Here is a 16672-nt window from a genome sequence, read left to right on the forward strand (position 1 = left end):
CCGCGTCATTGTCGTGCCGCGCGCTGCTTGTCCAGCGCCAGATTCAGCGTCAGCACGTTGACCGAGGGTTCGCCCAGCACGCTCAGCGCGGGCTTGGCCGTGTGGGCCTGGATCAGCGCGTCGACCTCGGCGCGCGGCAGGCCCCGGACGCGCGCCACGCGGGCGGCCTGGTAGGCCGCGGCGGCGGGGCTGATGTGGGGATCCAGTCCGCTGCCGGACGCGGTGACGAGGTCGACCGGGACCGGCGCGGCATTGTCCGGGTCGACCGCCTTCAGGGCGTCGACCCGCGCCCGGATGGCCTCGGCCAGCGCCGGATTGCTCGGGCCGAGATTGGAGCCGCCCGAGGCCGCAGCGTTGTACGGCATGGGGGCGGTGGCCGACGGGCGGCCCCAGAAGTACTGCGGCGAGGTGAATGACTGGCCGATCCATTCCGAGCCGACGACCTTGCCGTCCCGCTCGATGAGCGAGCCGCCCGCCTGGTGCGGAAAGACGGCGGAGGCGATGCCCGTGGTGAGCAAGGGGTAGGCCAGGCCTGTGACGAGCGAGAGCGCGGCAAAGATGGTCAGGGCGGGGCGCAGGATGCCGCCCTGGCGCGGCGTGGGGGTAGTGGCGTTCATGACGATTTCCTTTTGGTGGCGGCGGGCGTTACGCCCAGCCCAGCGCGGCCAGCACCATGTCGACCAGCTTGATGCCGGCGAAGGGCACGAGCAGTCCGCCCAGGCCATAGATGAGGAGGTTGCGGCGCAGCAGCACCGATGCGCCCAGCGGGCGGTAGCGCACGCCCTTGAGCGCCAGCGGGATCAGCACCACGATGATGAGCGCGTTGAAGATTACGGCCGACAGAATGGCCGAGGACGGCGTCGCCAGGCCCATGATGTTGAGCACGCCAAGCTGCGGGTAGACCGTGGCGAAGGCGGCCGGGATGATGGCGAAGTACTTGGCCACGTCGTTGGCCACGCTGAACGTGGTCAGCGCGCCGCGCGTCATCAGCATCTGCTTGCCGATCTCGACGATCTCGATGAGCTTCGTGGGATTGGAGTCCAGGTCCACCATGTTGCCCGCTTCCTTGGCGGCCTGGGTGCCCGAGTTCATCGCGACGGCCACGTCGGCCTGCGCCAGCGCGGGCGCGTCGTTGGTGCCGTCGCCCGTCATCGCCACCAGCCGGCCTTCCGCCTGGTAGTTGCGGATGAGCTTGAGCTTGGCCTCGGGCGTGGCTTCGGCCAGGAAGTCGTCGACGCCGGCTTCAGCCGCGATGGACGCGGCGGTCAGCTTGTTGTCGCCGGTGATCATCACGGTCTTGATGCCCATGCGGCGCAGTTCGGCAAAGCGCGACTGGATGCCGGGCTTGACGATGTCCTTGAGCTCGACCACGCCCAGCGCGCGGTTGCCGTCGCTGACCATGAGCGGCGTGCTGCCGCGTCGCGCCACGTCTTCGGCCAGGCGCAGCGCCTCGTCGGGCACCGTGGCGTCCTGCGCGGCGAGCCAGGCCTGGATCGCGTCGACCGCGCCTTTGCGGATCCTGCGCTCGCCGTGGTCGACGCCGCTCATGCGGGACTGCGCGGTGAACGGCACGAATTCCAGGCCGGTCAGGGTCGGCGCGGGCGCCTGGATGCTCTTGTCCGCCAGCGCCACGATGCTGCGGCCTTCGGGCGTCTCGTCGGCCAGCGAGGCCAGGCGTGCGGCCTGCGCAAGCTCCAGCGGCGACACGCCGGGCGCGGGCAGGAAGGTCGACGCCTGTCGGTTGCCGAAGGTGATGGTGCCGGTCTTGTCCAGCAGCAGCACGTCGACGTCGCCGGCGGCTTCGACCGCGCGGCCGGACGTGGCGATCACGTTGGCGCTCATCATGCGGCTCATGCCGGCCACGCCGATGGCCGACAGGAGGCCGCCGATGGTGGTGGGGATCAGGCAGACCAGCAGCGCCACCAGCACGGTCACGGTGACCACGGCGCCGCCGCCCGCCGCGGAAACCGCGTAAAGCGAGAACGGCATCAGGGTGACGACGACCAGCAGGAACACCACCGTCAGGCCCACCAGCAGGATGGTCAGCGCCAGTTCGTTGGGCGTCTTCTGGCGCTTGGCGCCCTCGACCATCGAGATCATGCGGTCCAGGAAGCTTTCGCCGGGATCGGCCGCGATGCGCACGAAGATCCAGTCGGACAGCACCCGCGTGCCGCCGGTGACGGACGAGAAGTCGCCACCGGATTCGCGGATGACGGGCGCCGATTCGCCGGTGATGGCGCTTTCGTCCACCGAGGCCACGCCCGCGATCACCTGCCCATCGCCCGGCACGGTGTCGCCGGCTTCGACCAGCACGACGTCGCCGCGGCGCAGCAGGCCCGAGGGCTGGCGGGTGGCCTGCGCACGCCATTGCGCGGGATCCGCGTCATGCACGTCCGCGTCGCGAAAGCCTTTGAGCAGGCGCGCGTCGATGGTGGTGCGCAGGCCGCGCAGCGTGGCCGCCTGCTGTTTGCCGCGGCCTTCGGCCAGCGCTTCGGCGAAGTTGGCGAACAGCACGGTGAACCACAGCCACACGGTGATGCCCAGGATGAATCCCGCGGGCGCCTCGGCCTGGCCGCGCAGCGCCATGATCCACAGCACGGTGGTGAGCAGGCTGCCCACATAGACCACGAACATCACGGGGTTCTTGAGCTGGGCGGCCGGCGACAGCTTGCGCAGGCTGTCGACCAGGGCGGGCCCGACCAGCGCCCGCGACCACATTCCGAAGGGACGGGCCGCGTTAGGCGGGGCCGCGTCAGGTCGGGCGGCGTGAGGCCGGGCCGTGTCGGGCCGGACCTTTTGGGCGGCGGCGCCGCCCGTGCCGGTAGTTTGCATTTCAATCTTGGCCATGTTCTTTCCTAGCCTGTTGCATCAGGGTTGCAGGTGTTCCGCGACCGGGCCCAGGGCCAGCGCGGGCACATAGGTGAGCGCGCCGACCAGCAGCACGGCGCCGATCAGGAGCGTCACGAAAAGCGGGCCCGTGGTCGGCATGCTGCCGGGGCCGGCGGGCAAGCGGCGCTTGGCGGCCAGGGAGCCGGCCATGGCCAGCACGGCCACGATCACGGCGAACCGGCCGAACCACATCGCGATGCCCAGCAGCACGTTGTAGAACGGGGTGTTGGCCGACAGTCCGGCAAAGGCGCTGCCGTTGTTGTTAGCCGCCGACGAGAGCCCGTAGAGGATTTCCGAGAAGCCGTGGATGCCGGGGTTCAGCACGCCGGCCTGGCCGGCCGACAGGGAGACGGCCAGGGCCGTCCCGCCCAGCACCAGCACCGGCGTGGCCAGGATGACGATGGAAACCATCTTCATGTCGAAGGCCTCGATCTTCTTGCCCAGGTATTCCGGCGTGCGTCCGATCATCAACCCGGCGATGAAGACGCCCAGGATCGCAAAGGCCAGCATGCCGTACAGGCCCGAGCCGACGCCGCCGTACACCACCTCGCCCAACTGCATCAGCAGCATGGGGGACAGCCCGCCCATCGCCGTCAGCGAGTCGTGCATGCCGTTCACCGCGCCGCAGGAGGCCGCGGTGGTGATCGTGGCAAACAACGAGGTCGCGCCGATGCCGAAGCGGGTTTCCTTGCCTTCCATGTTGCCGCCGGGCGTGGTGACGCCGGCCTGGACGGCCATGGGATTGGCCTGCTGCTCGAACCACGCGGTGGACAGGGCGAATGCCACGAACAGCGCCGTCATCGCCGCCAGGACCGCGATCCCCTGGCGCCGGCTGCCCACCATTTCGCCGAACGTAAAGCACAGCGCGGCGGGTATCGACAGAATGGCCAGCATCTGCAGGAAGTTGGACAGGGGCGTGGGATTTTCGAACGGGTGCGCCGAATTGGCGTTGAAGAAGCCGCCGCCGTTGGTGCCCAGCATCTTGATCGCTTCCTGCGACGCGACCGGTCCCATGGCGATCAGTTGCGTATTGGCCGTGACCGGGTCGGTGACCGCTTTGCCGGCCGCATCCAGGACCGGCTGGCCCTGCGCGTCCAGGCGCGGCGCGTCGTAGCGCACGGCTTCGACCGTCTGGACCTCCTGGTACGGGCTGACGTTCTGGATCACGCCCTGGCTGACCAGCGCCAGCGCCAGCACGAGCGAGAGCGGCAGCAGCACGTAGAGCGTGCAGCGGACCATGTCGGTCCAGAAGTTGCCCACCGTGGCGGAACAGTGCCGGGCGAGCCCGCGGATCAGCGCGAACAGCACGGTGATGCCGGTCGCGGCCGACACGAAGTTCTGCACCGTGAGCGCCAGCATCTGGGTCAGGTAGCTCATGGTCGACTCGCCGCCATAGCCCTGCCAGTTGGTGTTGGTGACGAAGCTGATCGCCGTGTTCAGCGCGGAGTCCGGCGTCACGGCGCCCATGGCGGCGGGATTCAGCGGCAGGACACCCTGCAGGCGCTGCAGCGCGTAGACGGCCGCGACGCCGATGATATTGAAGGCCAGCACGGCCAGGGCGTAGCGCTTCCATCCCATTTCGGCCTGGGGATCGACGCCCGCCAGCCGGTAGATGCCGCGCTCGATCGGCCGGCCCCAGGCGGTCAGGCGGGAGCGGCCATCTTCCATGGCGATGCGGATGTAGCGCCCGAGCAGGGGCGCGATCGCAAGCAGGACCGCAAGGTACAGGCCCAGCAGCCCGAGGTATTCGGGAGTCATCAGAATTTCTCCGGTTTGAACAGCGCGACCAGCAGGTACACAAAGAGGAACGCGGCCGTCAGGCCGCTCAACCAATAGAGACCATTCATGGCTGGGCTCCGGTGGACAAGGCGGCGCAGAAGCGCAGCAGCCCCCAGGTCAGCCCGGCCATCGCGGCGAAGAGGGCGATATAGATGAGATCCACGTTTTTCTCCCCGGGAGGCGTGCTCCCTTCGAATGACAGCCTGCGCGGCAAGGGTGGATGCGCGCCGGGCAGGCGAAGTAACCCGTCAGCAGACGGCGGCCAGCAGTCAGCGGTCGCCAATCAGGACACGGGCAGGTTACGGAGCGGGGGATAAAAACGGGGTATAGCTTCGGAGGCGGGGTGTAAACAGGATATAAATAGGGCCCGCGGACGGCGCGGTGCGCCGTGCCCGGATTCGGGCATCGGGCGCGGCACCGGCTTGTGGCGCGCCGCCATCGGGCATGCTCACTAACTGAGCAACGCTCAAGATCTAGGCCGAAAGCCGGGGGAAAATCCGGGAAAAATCCCAATATTTAGTACGGGAGGCCGAAATTGCACTTATATGGTGCAGGGAATATGTAAATGAATGCTCCGTCTTAGGGCATTCCCCTAGTGTGACATTCCCGCATCTGGTGCAGAATCTCTTCCCATGCAGGTGAGGAGACAAAGCCCTGCATGGGCAAATACCGGCGGCACCGGTACATAAAAAAAGTAAAGCAGTACTCAAAAAAAGCAAACGCACAACGGCTGGCACCAGGAAGTGCCAGCCGTTGTCGCATAAAAAGCCGGCATTTCTCGATTCAGGGCTTTTCAAGCGCTGCGTTTCGCGATATTCAGATGGGATCTGCTCATCCAAGCTATGCCGCAAACGCGCCTGACTCCAACCCCGACATCCGTCACGCCCTATTGGCGCCGCAACCGGCGGCTGATCCTGCTGCTGCTTATCGCCTGGGCGGCGCTGACCTTCGTTCCTTCCTATCTTGCGCGCAGCCTGAGCTTCGATTTCATCGGCTGGCCCTTCGCCTTCTGGATGGCCGCCTATGGCGCCCCGCTGGCCTACCTGATCATCATCGCCGTCTACGCCCGGGTCATGAATCGCGCCGATGAGCGCGCCGAAGAAGCCGGGGAGCCGCGCTGATGCCGTTTTTCAGCGGAGACACGCCGCACCAGTTCCGCATCCGCCTGCGGCGCATCTATGTGCTGTACACGGCGGGCTTCGCGCTGATGATCCTGCTGATGGCGCTGGCCGAGATCCTGGGCATGCCGCGCAATTGGATCGGATATGTGTTCCTGCTGGTCACCGTCAGCCTGTACGCCGGCATCGGCATCGTCTGCCGCACCTCCGACCAGGTGGAGTATTACGTGGCGGGGCGCCGGGTGCCTGCCATCTACAACGGCATGGCCACGGCCGCGGACTGGATGTCGGTGGCGTCCTTCATCGGGGTTGCGGGCACCCTCTACCTGACCGGCTACGGCGGACTGGCCTACATCATGGGCTGGACCGGCGGCTACGTGCTGGTGGCCATGCTGCTGGCGCCCTACCTGCGGCGCTTCGGCCAATACACCCTTCCCGATTTCATGGGCGCGCGCTACGGCGGCAACCTGCCGCGCCTGGCCGGGGTCGCCTGCGCCATCCTTTGTTCGTTCACCTACCTGGTCGCCCAGATCTACGGCGTGGGCATCATCACCACGCGCATGACCGGCATTTCCTTCGAGCTGGGCATCTTCGTGGCGCTGGGGGGCATGCTGGTCTGCTCGTTCCTGGGCGGCATGCGCGCGGTCACCTGGACGCAGGTCGGGCAGTACATCATCCTGGTCATCGCCTATCTGGTGCCGGTGATCTGGCTGTCGGTCAAGCACACCAACATGCCGCTGCCGCAACTGTCGGGCGGCGCGGTGCTGCAGCAGGTCACCGAGAAAGAGGTCTACCTGCGCAACGACCCGTCCGAGATCGAGGTGCGCCGGATCTGGCAGGAGCGCGCCGATCAGATGTCGCGCCGCCTGGAGGCGCTGCCCGACTCCTGGACGCTGGAAAAGGACAAGCTGCGCAGCCGGCTGGCGCAGTTGAACGCCGGCGACGCGCCCATGGTCGAGATCCGGTCGGCCGAGCGCGAGCTGGCCGCCTACCCGCCCACGATCGAGGACGCGCGCGTCACCTGGTCGCAGGCCAAGGCGACCTTCGAGGCCCGCGCCGCGCCGCCCACGCCGCACGCCGAACCTTTCCCGGCGGAGGATCCCCAAGAGCGCAGCAACACGCGCATCAATTTCCTGGCGATGGTGCTGTGCCTGATGCTGGGCACCGCGGGCATGCCGCACATCCTGATGCGGTCCTATACGACGCCGTCCGTGATCGAGGCCCGCAAGTCGGTGTGCTGGTCGCTGCTCTTTATCCTGCTGCTGTATTTCATGGCGCCCGCGCTGGCGCTGCTGGTGAAATTCGAGATCTACACCCAGGTCGTGGGATCGAATTTCCTCAGCCTGCCGAACTGGGTGCATGCCTGGAGCGCGGTCGACACGAACCTGCTCGACGTCTCCGACATCAACCGCGACGGCGTCGTGCAGCTCAGCGAGATCAGCATGGGGGCGGACGTGGTGGTGCTGGCCATGCCCGAGATCGGCGGCCTGCCCTATGTGATTTCGGGGCTGGTGGCGGCGGGTGGGCTGGCCGCGGCGCTGTCCACGGCCGACGGGCTGCTGCTGACCCTGTCCAACTCCCTGTCGCACGACATGTGGTATCGCGTCGTCTCGCCCCGCATGTCGGCCGCGCGCCGGGTGATGGTGTCCAAGATCCTGCTGCTGGTGGTGGCCTTCGGCGCGGCGTGGGTGGCGGCGCGCAAGCCCGCGGACATCCTGTTCATGGTCTCGGCGGCATTCTCGTTCGCGGCCTCGTCGTTCTTTCCGGCGCTGGTCATGGGCGTCTTCTGGCGGCGCGCCAACAAGTGGGGCGCCACGCTGGGCATGGCGGCCGGCCTGGCGGTGACGTTTGCCTACATGACGCACACGCATCCGTGGCTGCGGGAATCGGTGCTTGGCATTGCGCGCACGCAGCCGGTGGACCTGTGGTGGGGCATCCAGCCCATCGCGGCGGGCGTCTTCGGCGCGCCGGTGGCGTTCCTGACGATCGTGGTGGTGTCGCTGCTGACGCCGCCGCCCGACCGGGCGACGCTGGCGCTGGTGGACTACCTGCGCAATCCGGGCCCGGGCAACCCGCCTCCCAAGAGTCAGTAGGGGGCGGGGCAGGCGGCCGGACCGTGGTTGCTCGGATCGGCGCACGAGGCCCAGGCGGCGTCGGGCATGGCCTGCAACAGGGTCAGCACCTGGCCGGGGGCCCAGAGCCACTGCACCCGGCCCGGATGGCGGCCCGCGGCCGCCCAGACGCGCTGGCGTGCGTCGGCGCTCATGTCGAATCGCCCGCCGTCGCCGCTGTTGCCGCTGGCCAGCACGGAGGACGGATCGCGCCTGGCGTCGTAGACGTCGGCGCCGGGGCGCCGCTGCACGATGGCCCAGTTGTAGTGGTAGGACCCCAGGGCGGGGGGCTGCCAGGCCGGTCCCGGCAACACCAGCACCCGGTGTTCGGTCTGCACGTCGCGGTACGGCAGTGCGGACGTCACGACTTTTCCGTCCGCGCCTTCGCGGACCGGACGCAGGTAGCGCTGCACGGGCTGGCCCGTGGCGTCATGGACGATGACCTCGCTCGCGTCGCCGTTTTCCGGCGCATGGCGGATGGTGCGCAGGAGGCGGCCGGACGCGTCATGCACATAGCTTGCCACTGGCCGCGATGTGCCCTTGCAGTCGCCGTCGGCCAGTTGCGCCAGCCAGCCGTTGTCGTCATAGCGCAGGCATTGGCGGACGGCGGGATTTGCGCGGCCGTCCCAGGTGCGCGAGCGCAATTCGTAGCCGGTCAGCCGGCCGGACGGGTCATAACGAAAGCGCGTTTCGTTGTCCGGCGGCGGCAGGGCCGTGCCGGGCGAGGCGCGCGCCTCGTCCACGCGACGCGGACTGTATTGGGCGATGCCGCAAAGATGCCGGATGCCGTCGGCGCCGCGCTCGAAGCGCAGCACCGTGACGCCGATGCGGGCGCCGGGGTCGGCGGCGTAGACGGACCAGTCCACGCTTTCGGCCCAGATCACGGGCGTGGCGCGCGGCCCGGGCTGCTCCTGCACCTCCACCTGCACCGGCGGCAGCCAGGTCCGGATGCGGGAGCCGTCCAGGCCCAGCAGGGTGTTCGTGTCGTCCAGCCGGATATCCGCGACGATCGTCTGGCGGTCGCCGGCGGCCATTGGCGCGCACAGCGCCCAGCTCAGGCCCGGGAGCGCGGACAGCGCGGCCAGCGTGGCCGCGGTAAGCAGGCGCAAGGCTGGATCAGTGCGCGGCATTGTGCAGCCAGGTGACCAGGCCCCACAGCTCGGCGCTGACGCCGCCCAGCCGCAGGGCCCCTTCGCGGGACTCCATCAGCAGGAAGGGGTAGGCCTTGCGTTCGAACGTGCCCGCGGGCGGCAGCCGGTACGGGGTGAACTCGCCGGATGACAGCAGGTAGGTGTTGGTCATGTCGCCCACGTCCACGTGCAGGTACCAGACGGTCAGGTCCGTGCTGGCGAGCGTGTCGTCCGTTTCGGGATAGCGGCCGCCCTGGCCGGCGGGGATGCCGCTCTCTAGCACGCCCATGAAGACCGGACGCGGTCCGTAGTGCGACCGATACGCGCCGTCGCCGGTCTGGCGGGCGAAGGCCCCGCGGATGAAACCCGCCCCGCGCGAACCGGGCACCACGGACCGCTCGAACAGGGCGTCCAGTTGCGCGTCGGTCAGGGGGCCGCGGGTGGCCGCCAGCCGGTCCATGTCCTGCGTGAAGACACTCAGCCAGGCGCGATAGCGTTTGAGTTCGGCGGCGCGGTCGAATTCCTGGGCCATGGCGTTGCCCGCCAGCAGCCAGGCCAGGAACAGGCAAGCCGTCAGCACACGCCGCAGGAAGCCCGGCGCCCGCAGGCACTGCGCGAGGATCGCCGCGCCCGCCATCAATGCGAAACGGACTTGGAGAAGACGTTCATCACCACCACGCCGGCGATGATGAGGCCGATGCCGATGAGCGCGGGCGTATCCAGGTGCTGCTTGAACAGCACCGCGCCCACGATGGAAATCAGCACGATGCCGACGCCGGACCAGATGGCGTAGGCAATGCCCACGGGAATCTCGCGCAGCGTCAGCGACAGGAAATAGAAGGAGATGAGGTAGCCGAAGACGGTGATCACCGAGGGCACGAGGCGCGTGAAGCCCTCGGAGCCCTTGAGCGCGCTGGTGGCGAAGATCTCGGCGACGATCGCCACGGCAAGGTACAGCCACTTCATTTGCGCGGTCCCTCGGACTGCCGCAGCAGCACCAGCAGGGCGCCGCCGCCGCCTTCGCGTTCGGGCGCCTCGGAGAACGCCATCACCTCGGCTTTCTGGACCAGCCAGGTGCGCGCCTTGTCCTTGAGCACCGGCTCCAGGCCTTCGGAGTTGTAGCCCTTGCCGTGCACGATGCGCACGCAGCGGATGCCATGTTCCTGGCATTCGTCCAGGAACGACAGCAGGGCATGGCGGGCCTGTTCGACCCGCAGCCCGTGCAGGTCCAGCTCCGCGCCCGCGCGCCACTGGCCGCGGCGCAGGTTGCGCGCGGTGTCGGGCGCGACATCGCTGCGCACGAAGGCCGTGCCGCCTTCCGACAGCAGGTGCGTGATCTCGCCGCCATCGGACACGCCCGCATCGGCCCGATTGGGCGTTTCGCCCAGCGCATTGGCGCGGCGCAAGGCGGGCGCGGGCTCCGCGACGGGCTTGTGCGCGACGCGAGCCGCGTGACGGATCGGCGTGACGGACTTCATCGAGCGCTTGAACGCCGCCAGATCGTCCTCGGGGGGCGATTCCTTCGGGGCCTTAGCCACCACCGCCCGCGCCGGGGCGAGGGCGGCGCGCTCGCGCTCGTCCTGCAGTTCCTTCTTCAGGCGTTTCAGGTCGGCCAGGCCGACCTTACTGCCCCGCATTCTCCAACCACCGCTGAGCATCCAGGGCGGCCATGCAGCCGGTGCCGGCGCTGGTGATGGCCTGGCGGTAGACGTGGTCCTGCACGTCGCCGGCGGCGAACACGCCGGGCACCGAGGTCATGGTGGCCATGCCGGACAGGCCGCTCTTGGTGACGATGTAGCCGTCCTTCATCTCGAGCTGGCCCTGGAAGATTTCCGTGTTGGGCTGGTGGCCGATGGCGATGAACGCGCCCGTGACGGCCATGTCTTCGGTGGCGCCAGTGTCCACGTGACGGACACGCACGCCAGTCACGCCGCTGTCGTCGCCCAGCACTTCTTCCAGCGTGTGGAACAGCTTGAGTTCCATGTTGCCGTTTTCGACCTTGCTCATGAGCTTGTCGACCAGGATGGGTTCGGCGCGGAACTTGTCGCGGCGGTGGATCAGGGTGACCTTGCGGCAGATGTTGGACAGGTAGAGGGCTTCCTCGACGGCCGTATTGCCGCCGCCGACCACCACCACGTCCTGGTTACGGTAGAAAAAGCCGTCGCAGGTGGCGCAGCCCGACACGCCGCGGCCCATGAAGGACTGCTCGGACGGCAGGCCCAGGTACTTGGCCGAGGCGCCCGTCGCGATGATCAGCGCGTCGCAGGTGTAGATCTTGCCGGTGTCGCCGGTCAGGGTGAAGGGGCGCTTGGAGAGGTCGACCTTGGCGATGTGGTCGAACAGCATTTCCGTGTTGAAGCGTTCGGCGTGCTTCTGGAAGCGCTGCATCAGGTCCGGACCCTGCACGCCGTCCGCGTCGGCCGGCCAGTTGTCGACGTCGGTGGTGGTCATGAGCTGGCCGCCTTGGGCCAGACCTGTAACAAGAACAGGGTTCAAATTGGCGCGTGCCGCATAGACGGCCGCCGTGTAACCGGCGGGGCCGGAACCGAGTATCAAAACTTTAGCGTGCGTAGGCGTGGACATGGGCGGGTATCTTTAGGGTAACGCCCAATTATAATGAGCCGCATGCCGCGTATCTCCACTGCTTCTCCGCGCGCCTCGCGCAACACCCGCAACGGACCCTCGCCGCTGCAAACGCGCATTTCCGCGTTGCTGCGCGAAGCCCGCTGGATCCTGTTTGCCGCCCTGGCGGCCTGGCTTACCCTGGTGCTCGCCACCTGGAGCGCGTCCGACCCCGGTTGGTCGCACTCGGTGCCGGGCGACGTGGTGCGCAACCAGGGCGGCCGGCTGGGCGCCTATCTGGCGGACATCCTCCTTTATTTGTTCGGTTTTTCGGCCTGGTGGTGGGTCGTCCTGCTGCTGCACCGCGTGCGCGCCGGCTACCGCCGTCTGGCGGCGCAGTTGCGCGTGGCCAACAGCAAGCAGCCCGAAGTGCTGCCGCGCGTCCACTGGGAAGAAGGCATCGGCTTTTTCCTGCTGATGGTCGGATCGCTGGGCATGGAAGCCCTGCGGCTGGCCAGCCGCGGCACCCATCTGCCCGGCGCATCCGAAACCGCCAGCGGCGCGGGCGGGGTCATCGGACAGATGCTGTCCGACCTGATCGGCAACAGCATCGGCTTCACGGGCGCGACGCTGGCGTTCCTGGTCATGCTCGCGATCGGACTCAGTCTGTTTTTCTCGTTCTCCTGGCTCGCGGTCGCCGAGCGCGTGGGGGCCTGGCTGGAAGGCCTGGTCCGCAAGGTGCGCAATTCCTATACCGCCCGCCAGGACCGCAAGGTCGGCGAAGTCGCCAAGACCGTGCGCAATGAGCAGGTCGTCGCCAAGCAGGAAAAGCTGGTGCACGAGCAGCCGGTCCGCATCGAGCCGGCCATCACCGTGGTGCCCAAGTCCGAGCGCGTCGAAAAGGAAAAGCAGCAGTCGCTGTTTTTCGCGCCCGCGCCTGGCGCCGAAGGCGACCTGCCGGCCATCAGCCTGCTGGATCCGCCCCTGAACAACCAGGAAACCGTCTCGGCCGAGACCATCGAGTTCACCTCGCGCCTGATCGAAAAGAAGCTCGCCGACTTCGGCGTTTCGGTCACCGTGGTGGCCGCGCAGGCCGGCCCGGTCATCACCCGCTACGAAATCGAGCCGGCCACCGGCGTCAAGGGCAGCCAGATCGTCAACCTGGCCAAGGACCTGGCGCGCGCGCTCAGCCTGGTCAGCATCCGGGTCGTGGAAACCATTCCGGGCAAGAACCTGATGGGCCTGGAATTGCCCAATCCGCGCCGCCAGATGGTGCGTCTGTCCGAAATCCTGGGCTCGCAGACCTACCATGCCAGCCATTCGGTGGTGACCATGGCGCTGGGCAAGGACATCGCCGGCAATCCGGTGGTCGCCGACCTGGCCAAGATGCCTCACCTGCTGGTGGCGGGCACCACCGGTTCGGGCAAGTCCGTCGGGATCAACGCCATGATCCTGTCGCTGCTCTACAAGGCCGACGCCTCGCACACGCGCCTGATCCTGATCGATCCGAAGATGCTCGAAATGAGCGTCTACGAAGGCATTCCGCATCTGCTGGCGCCCGTCGTCACCGACATGCGCCAGGCGTCCAACGCGCTGAACTGGTGCGTCGGCGAAATGGAAAAGCGCTATCGCCTCATGAGCAAGATGGGCGTGCGCAACCTGGCGGGCTACAACACCAAGATCCGCGACGCCATCAAGCGCGAGGAGCCGATCCCCAATCCGTTCTCGCTGACTCCGGACCAGCCCGAGCCCCTGGCGCCGCTGCCCACCATCGTGGTCGTCATCGACGAGCTGGCCGACCTGATGATGGTGGTCGGCAAGAAAATCGAAGAACTCATCGCCCGCCTGGCCCAGAAGGCGCGCGCGGCCGGCATCCATCTCATTCTGGCCACGCAGCGTCCCAGCGTGGACGTGATCACCGGCCTGATCAAGGCCAACATCCCGACGCGCATCGCGTTCCAGGTGTCGTCCAAGATCGACTCGCGCACCATTCTTGACCAGATGGGCGCGGAAACCCTGCTGGGCCAGGGCGACATGCTGTACATGCCGCCGGGCACCGGCCTGCCGGTGCGCGTGCACGGCGCCTTCTGCAGCGATGACGAGGTCCACCGCGTCGTCGAAAGCCTGAAGGCGCAGGGCGAACCGAACTACGTGGAAGGCCTGCTCGAAGGCGGGCTGGAAGGCGACGGGGCCGAGGGCGCCAGCAGCGTCACCGGCATCGGCGGCGATGCGGAATCGGACCCCATGTACGACCAGGCCTGCGAGGTCGTGCTCAAGCACCGCCGCGCGTCCATCTCGCTGGTGCAGCGGCATCTGCGGATTGGTTACAACCGTGCGGCCCGGTTACTTGAGCAGATGGAGCAATCGGGTATGGTGTCGGCGATGCAGTCCAATGGCAACCGCGAGATCCTCGTTCCCGCCGCTGCCGCCGCCCGAGAGGAAGCATGATGAAGACGTTTACCCGCCTGGCCGCCGTCGCGCTGCTGGGCCTGTCGCCGGCCCTGGCGCTTGCCGCCAGCGCGCAGGAACAGTTGCGCGCCTTCGTGTCCACGGTCACGTCGGCCACCGGTTCGTTCTCGCAGTACACCGTGAACAACCAGGGCCGCACGCAGCCCGCGCAGACCGGGGTGTTTTCGTTCCAGCGTCCCGGCAAGTTCAAGTGGGCCGTGCAAAAGCCCTACGAACAGCTGGTCATCTCCGACGGCCGCCAGGTGTTCCAGTATGACCCTGACCTGGCCCAGGTCACCGAGCGCAAGGTCGACGCCGCCATCGGCACCTCGCCGGCCGCGATCCTCTTTGGGTCCGGCTCGCTCGAACAATCCTTCGATGTCTCCGCGCTGCCGGCCAAGGACGGCGTGGACTGGCTGCGCGCCAAGCCGCGCACGGCAGACGCCGGCTTTTCCCGCGTCGACATCGGCATGAAAGACAACCTGCCCGTGCGCGTGGAACTGCTGGACTCATTCGGCCAGACCACCCGCGTGGACCTGTCGGGCATCCAGGCCAATCCGCAATTGCCCGCCAAGGAATTCCAGTTCACCGCGCCCAAGGGTGTGGATGTGGTGAAGATGTAGGGGCGGCGTGGGGGCAGCCCCCTCGGGGGGCAGCTAGCCCACGTTAGTGGGCGCGGCGTGGGGGCCCTTATACGCCACACAATCCACTTCCACCTTTGCATCCACTACCAGGCTCGACTGCACGCACGCCCGCGCGGGCGGGTTTTCGCCGAAGTATTCCTTGAAGACCTTGTTGAACGACGCGAAGTCGCGGGCGTCGTCCAGCCAGACGCCGCAGCGCACGACGTGTTCGGGGCCGTAGCCGGCTTCCTTCAGGATGGCGAGCACCTGCTGGATGGCCTTGTGGCTTTGCGCCACGATCCCGCCTTCGATCACTTCGCCGTTGTCCATCGGCACCTGGCCGGAAACGTACAGCCAGCCGTCGGCCGCGACGGCGCGGGCGAAGGGCATGTGCGAGCCGCCCTGGCCGGTGCCGCCTGCCACGCCGTAGCGGGTGATGCCGTTGTTGTCGGGGGTGGGGGTAGCGCTCATGGGAGGTTCTCCTGGTAGGGATGTCCAAAGGCGGCCGTGGCGACGCCGCTGGTAATCAATGGCGGCCGTGGCTAGGCCGCCGGTAACTCGGGATACGACGCGCGCAGGTCGCCATTGCGCGGCAGCCAGCGGCCGGCGCGCTCGCCGGTGGCCTGGCCCTTGCGATACGACAGGACGCCGTTGACCCAGACGCCTTCGATGCCTGCGGCGGTCTGCACCGGCGCGGCAAAGGTGGCGCGGTCGATGACGGTGTCTGGGTTGAACAGCACCAGGTCCGCGTGGTAACCCTCGCGCACCAGCCCGCGCTCGGCCAGGCCGAAGCGCGCGGCCGACAGACCCGTCATCTTGTGCACCGCCTGCGCCAGCGGGAACAGTCCCACGTCGCGGCTGTAATGGCCCAGCACGCGGGGAAAGGCGCCCCACAGGCGCGGATGCGGCATGGGGTCGTTCGGCAGGCCGTCCGAGCCCACCATCGTGAGCCGGTGCGACAGCACGCTGCGCACGTCGTCCTCGTGCATGTTGTGATAGACGGCGCCCGCCGGCTGCAGGCGTTGCGCCGCCTCAAGCAACGTGACGCCCCAGTCGGCCGCGATGGCCGCCAGCTTGCGGCGGGCCTGTTCCGGATGCGGCTCGGACCAGGTGATGTCGATGTCGAACTCGTCCGTGACCTGCTTGAGGTCCAGCGTGGACGAGCTGGCGGAATAGGGATAGCAGTCGCAGCCCACGTGCTGCATGCGGCCCGCGTTCTCCAGCTTGAACAGCACCTCCTTCGTGCGGCCCCAGTTGCCCGCGCCGGCGCACTTCAGGTGCGACACGACCACCGGCACGCGGGCATGCAGCGCGATGTCGAACGCCTCCTGCATCGCCTCCAGGATGGCCGCGAACTCCGACCGCAGGTGCGTGGTGTACAGCGCACCGAACTCGTCCAGCGTCTCGGCCAACAGCTTGACCTCGGCCGTGTCGGCGTCGAACGCCGAGGCATACGCCAGGCCGGTGCTCAGGCCGATCGCGCCGTGCGCCAGGGCGTCGCGCAACTGGGCGCGCATCGCCATCACTTCGTCGTGCGTCGCGGACCGGTCCAGCCGGTCCATGTGGTTGTTGCGCAAGGCCGTGTGGCCCACCAGCGCGGCCACGTTCACCGCGGGGCGCGCGGCGTCGATCGCGCGGGTGTAGTCGGCAAAGGTGGGGTATTGGAAATCTTCCCGCTTGCCCAGCAGGTTCATCGGGTCCGGCGGGTCGGCCCGCAGCGTGACGGGCGACGCGCTGATGCCGCAATTGCCCACCACCACGGTCGTCACGCCCTGCGACAGCTTGGGCAGCATGTCCGGCGTGCGGATGACGTTGGTGTCGTCGTGGGTGTGCACGTCGATGAAGCCGGGCGCCAGCGCCAGGTCGGTGCCGTCGACGATCTGGCGGGCCGGGGCGCCGGGCAGGTCGCCGATGGCGGCAATGCGGCCGTCGGCCAGCGCCACGCTGGCGCGGATTTCCGGGCCGCCGGAGCCGTCCAGGATCCGGACGTTGCCTATGAGGGTGTCGTACAT

15 protein-coding genes are annotated in these 16672 nt (G+C 67.9%); 4 read left to right on the forward strand and 11 right to left on the reverse strand.

Annotation, left to right across the window (positions count from 1 at the left end; translation table 11 throughout):
- Positions 1–5: 5 nt before the first annotated feature.
- The 4 genes from kdpC to kdpF form a co-directional block, all read right to left on the reverse strand.
- Complete coding sequence (gene kdpC / locus BXA00_RS14425; protein WP_076519105.1) at positions 6–617, reverse strand: potassium-transporting ATPase subunit KdpC; 612 nt, start codon at positions 615–617, stop codon at positions 6–8.
- 28 nt (positions 618–645) lie between these two features.
- Positions 646–2718, reverse strand: a complete 2073-nt coding sequence (kdpB, locus tag BXA00_RS14430) for a potassium-transporting ATPase subunit KdpB (protein WP_231952281.1) — start codon at positions 2716–2718, stop codon at positions 646–648.
- A gap of 150 nt (positions 2719–2868) precedes the next feature.
- Positions 2869–4647: a potassium-transporting ATPase subunit KdpA gene (gene kdpA / locus BXA00_RS14435; protein ID WP_076519107.1), complete on the reverse strand. Its 1779-nt coding sequence runs from the start codon at positions 4645–4647 to the stop codon at positions 2869–2871.
- Positions 4647–4736 carry a K(+)-transporting ATPase subunit F gene (kdpF, locus tag BXA00_RS14440; protein ID WP_076519108.1) on the reverse strand — a complete coding sequence of 30 codons (90 nt, stop codon included), beginning with the start codon at positions 4734–4736 and terminating at the stop codon, positions 4647–4649. Before kdpF ends, kdpA begins: the two co-directional genes overlap by 1 nt.
- Before the next feature lie 774 nt (positions 4737–5510).
- Between kdpF and BXA00_RS14445 the strand changes: the two genes are divergently transcribed.
- Together BXA00_RS14445 and BXA00_RS14450 are read left to right on the forward strand one after the other, a co-directional pair.
- Positions 5511–5789: a DUF4212 domain-containing protein gene (locus BXA00_RS14445; protein WP_076519109.1), complete on the forward strand. Its 279-nt coding sequence runs from the start codon at positions 5511–5513 to the stop codon at positions 5787–5789.
- Complete coding sequence (locus BXA00_RS14450) at positions 5789–7879, forward strand: sodium:solute symporter family protein (RefSeq protein ID WP_076519110.1); 2091 nt, start codon at positions 5789–5791, stop codon at positions 7877–7879. The genes BXA00_RS14445 and BXA00_RS14450 overlap by 1 nt, the downstream gene beginning before the upstream one ends.
- On the opposite strand, the gene BXA00_RS14455 is transcribed toward BXA00_RS14450, so the two are convergent.
- Genes BXA00_RS14455 through trxB form a run of 5 tightly spaced genes read right to left on the reverse strand, consistent with a single transcriptional unit; the run spans position 7873 to position 11610 of the window.
- Positions 7873–9006 carry a hypothetical protein gene (locus tag BXA00_RS14455; RefSeq protein ID WP_231952095.1) on the reverse strand — a complete coding sequence of 378 codons (1134 nt, stop codon included), beginning with the start codon at positions 9004–9006 and terminating at the stop codon, positions 7873–7875. The two genes, BXA00_RS14450 and BXA00_RS14455, sit on opposite strands and share 7 nt — an antisense overlap.
- Positions 9007–9013: 7 nt before the next feature.
- Complete coding sequence (locus BXA00_RS14460; protein ID WP_076519112.1) at positions 9014–9664, reverse strand: hypothetical protein; 651 nt, start codon at positions 9662–9664, stop codon at positions 9014–9016.
- A complete protein-coding gene (locus BXA00_RS14465; protein ID WP_056321352.1) occupies positions 9664–9993 on the reverse strand; it encodes a multidrug efflux SMR transporter in 330 nt (109 codons plus the stop codon). The genes BXA00_RS14460 and BXA00_RS14465 overlap by 1 nt, the downstream gene beginning before the upstream one ends.
- Positions 9990–10664, reverse strand: coding sequence for a Smr/MutS family protein (locus BXA00_RS14470; protein ID WP_076519113.1), 675 nt, complete (start codon positions 10662–10664; stop codon positions 9990–9992). The genes BXA00_RS14465 and BXA00_RS14470 overlap by 4 nt, the downstream gene beginning before the upstream one ends.
- Positions 10651–11610: a thioredoxin-disulfide reductase gene (trxB, locus tag BXA00_RS14475; RefSeq protein WP_076519114.1), complete on the reverse strand. Its 960-nt coding sequence runs from the start codon at positions 11608–11610 to the stop codon at positions 10651–10653. The genes BXA00_RS14470 and trxB overlap by 14 nt, the downstream gene beginning before the upstream one ends.
- Positions 11611–11652: 42 nt before the next feature.
- Here trxB and BXA00_RS14480 point away from each other — a divergent pair, with 42 nt between their 5' ends.
- Complete coding sequence (locus tag BXA00_RS14480; protein ID WP_092582383.1) at positions 11653–14037, forward strand: DNA translocase FtsK; 2385 nt, start codon at positions 11653–11655, stop codon at positions 14035–14037.
- Positions 14037–14660: an outer membrane lipoprotein chaperone LolA gene (gene lolA, locus BXA00_RS14485; RefSeq protein WP_076519116.1), complete on the forward strand. Its 624-nt coding sequence runs from the start codon at positions 14037–14039 to the stop codon at positions 14658–14660. Before BXA00_RS14480 ends, lolA begins: the two co-directional genes overlap by 1 nt.
- A gap of 33 nt (positions 14661–14693) precedes the next feature.
- Here lolA and BXA00_RS14490 read toward each other — a convergent pair whose 3' ends face one another.
- Both BXA00_RS14490 and BXA00_RS14495 read right to left on the reverse strand, forming a co-directional pair.
- Entirely contained in the window at positions 14694–15131 is a 438-nt protein-coding gene (locus tag BXA00_RS14490; protein WP_076519117.1) for a RidA family protein, read from the reverse strand.
- A gap of 71 nt (positions 15132–15202) precedes the next feature.
- Positions 15203–16672, reverse strand: a complete 1470-nt coding sequence (locus BXA00_RS14495) for an amidohydrolase family protein (RefSeq protein ID WP_076519118.1) — start codon at positions 16670–16672, stop codon at positions 15203–15205.

It is taken from the genome of Achromobacter sp. MFA1 R4 (genome assembly GCF_900156745.1).
Lineage (GTDB): Bacteria > Pseudomonadota > Gammaproteobacteria > Burkholderiales > Burkholderiaceae_B > Achromobacter.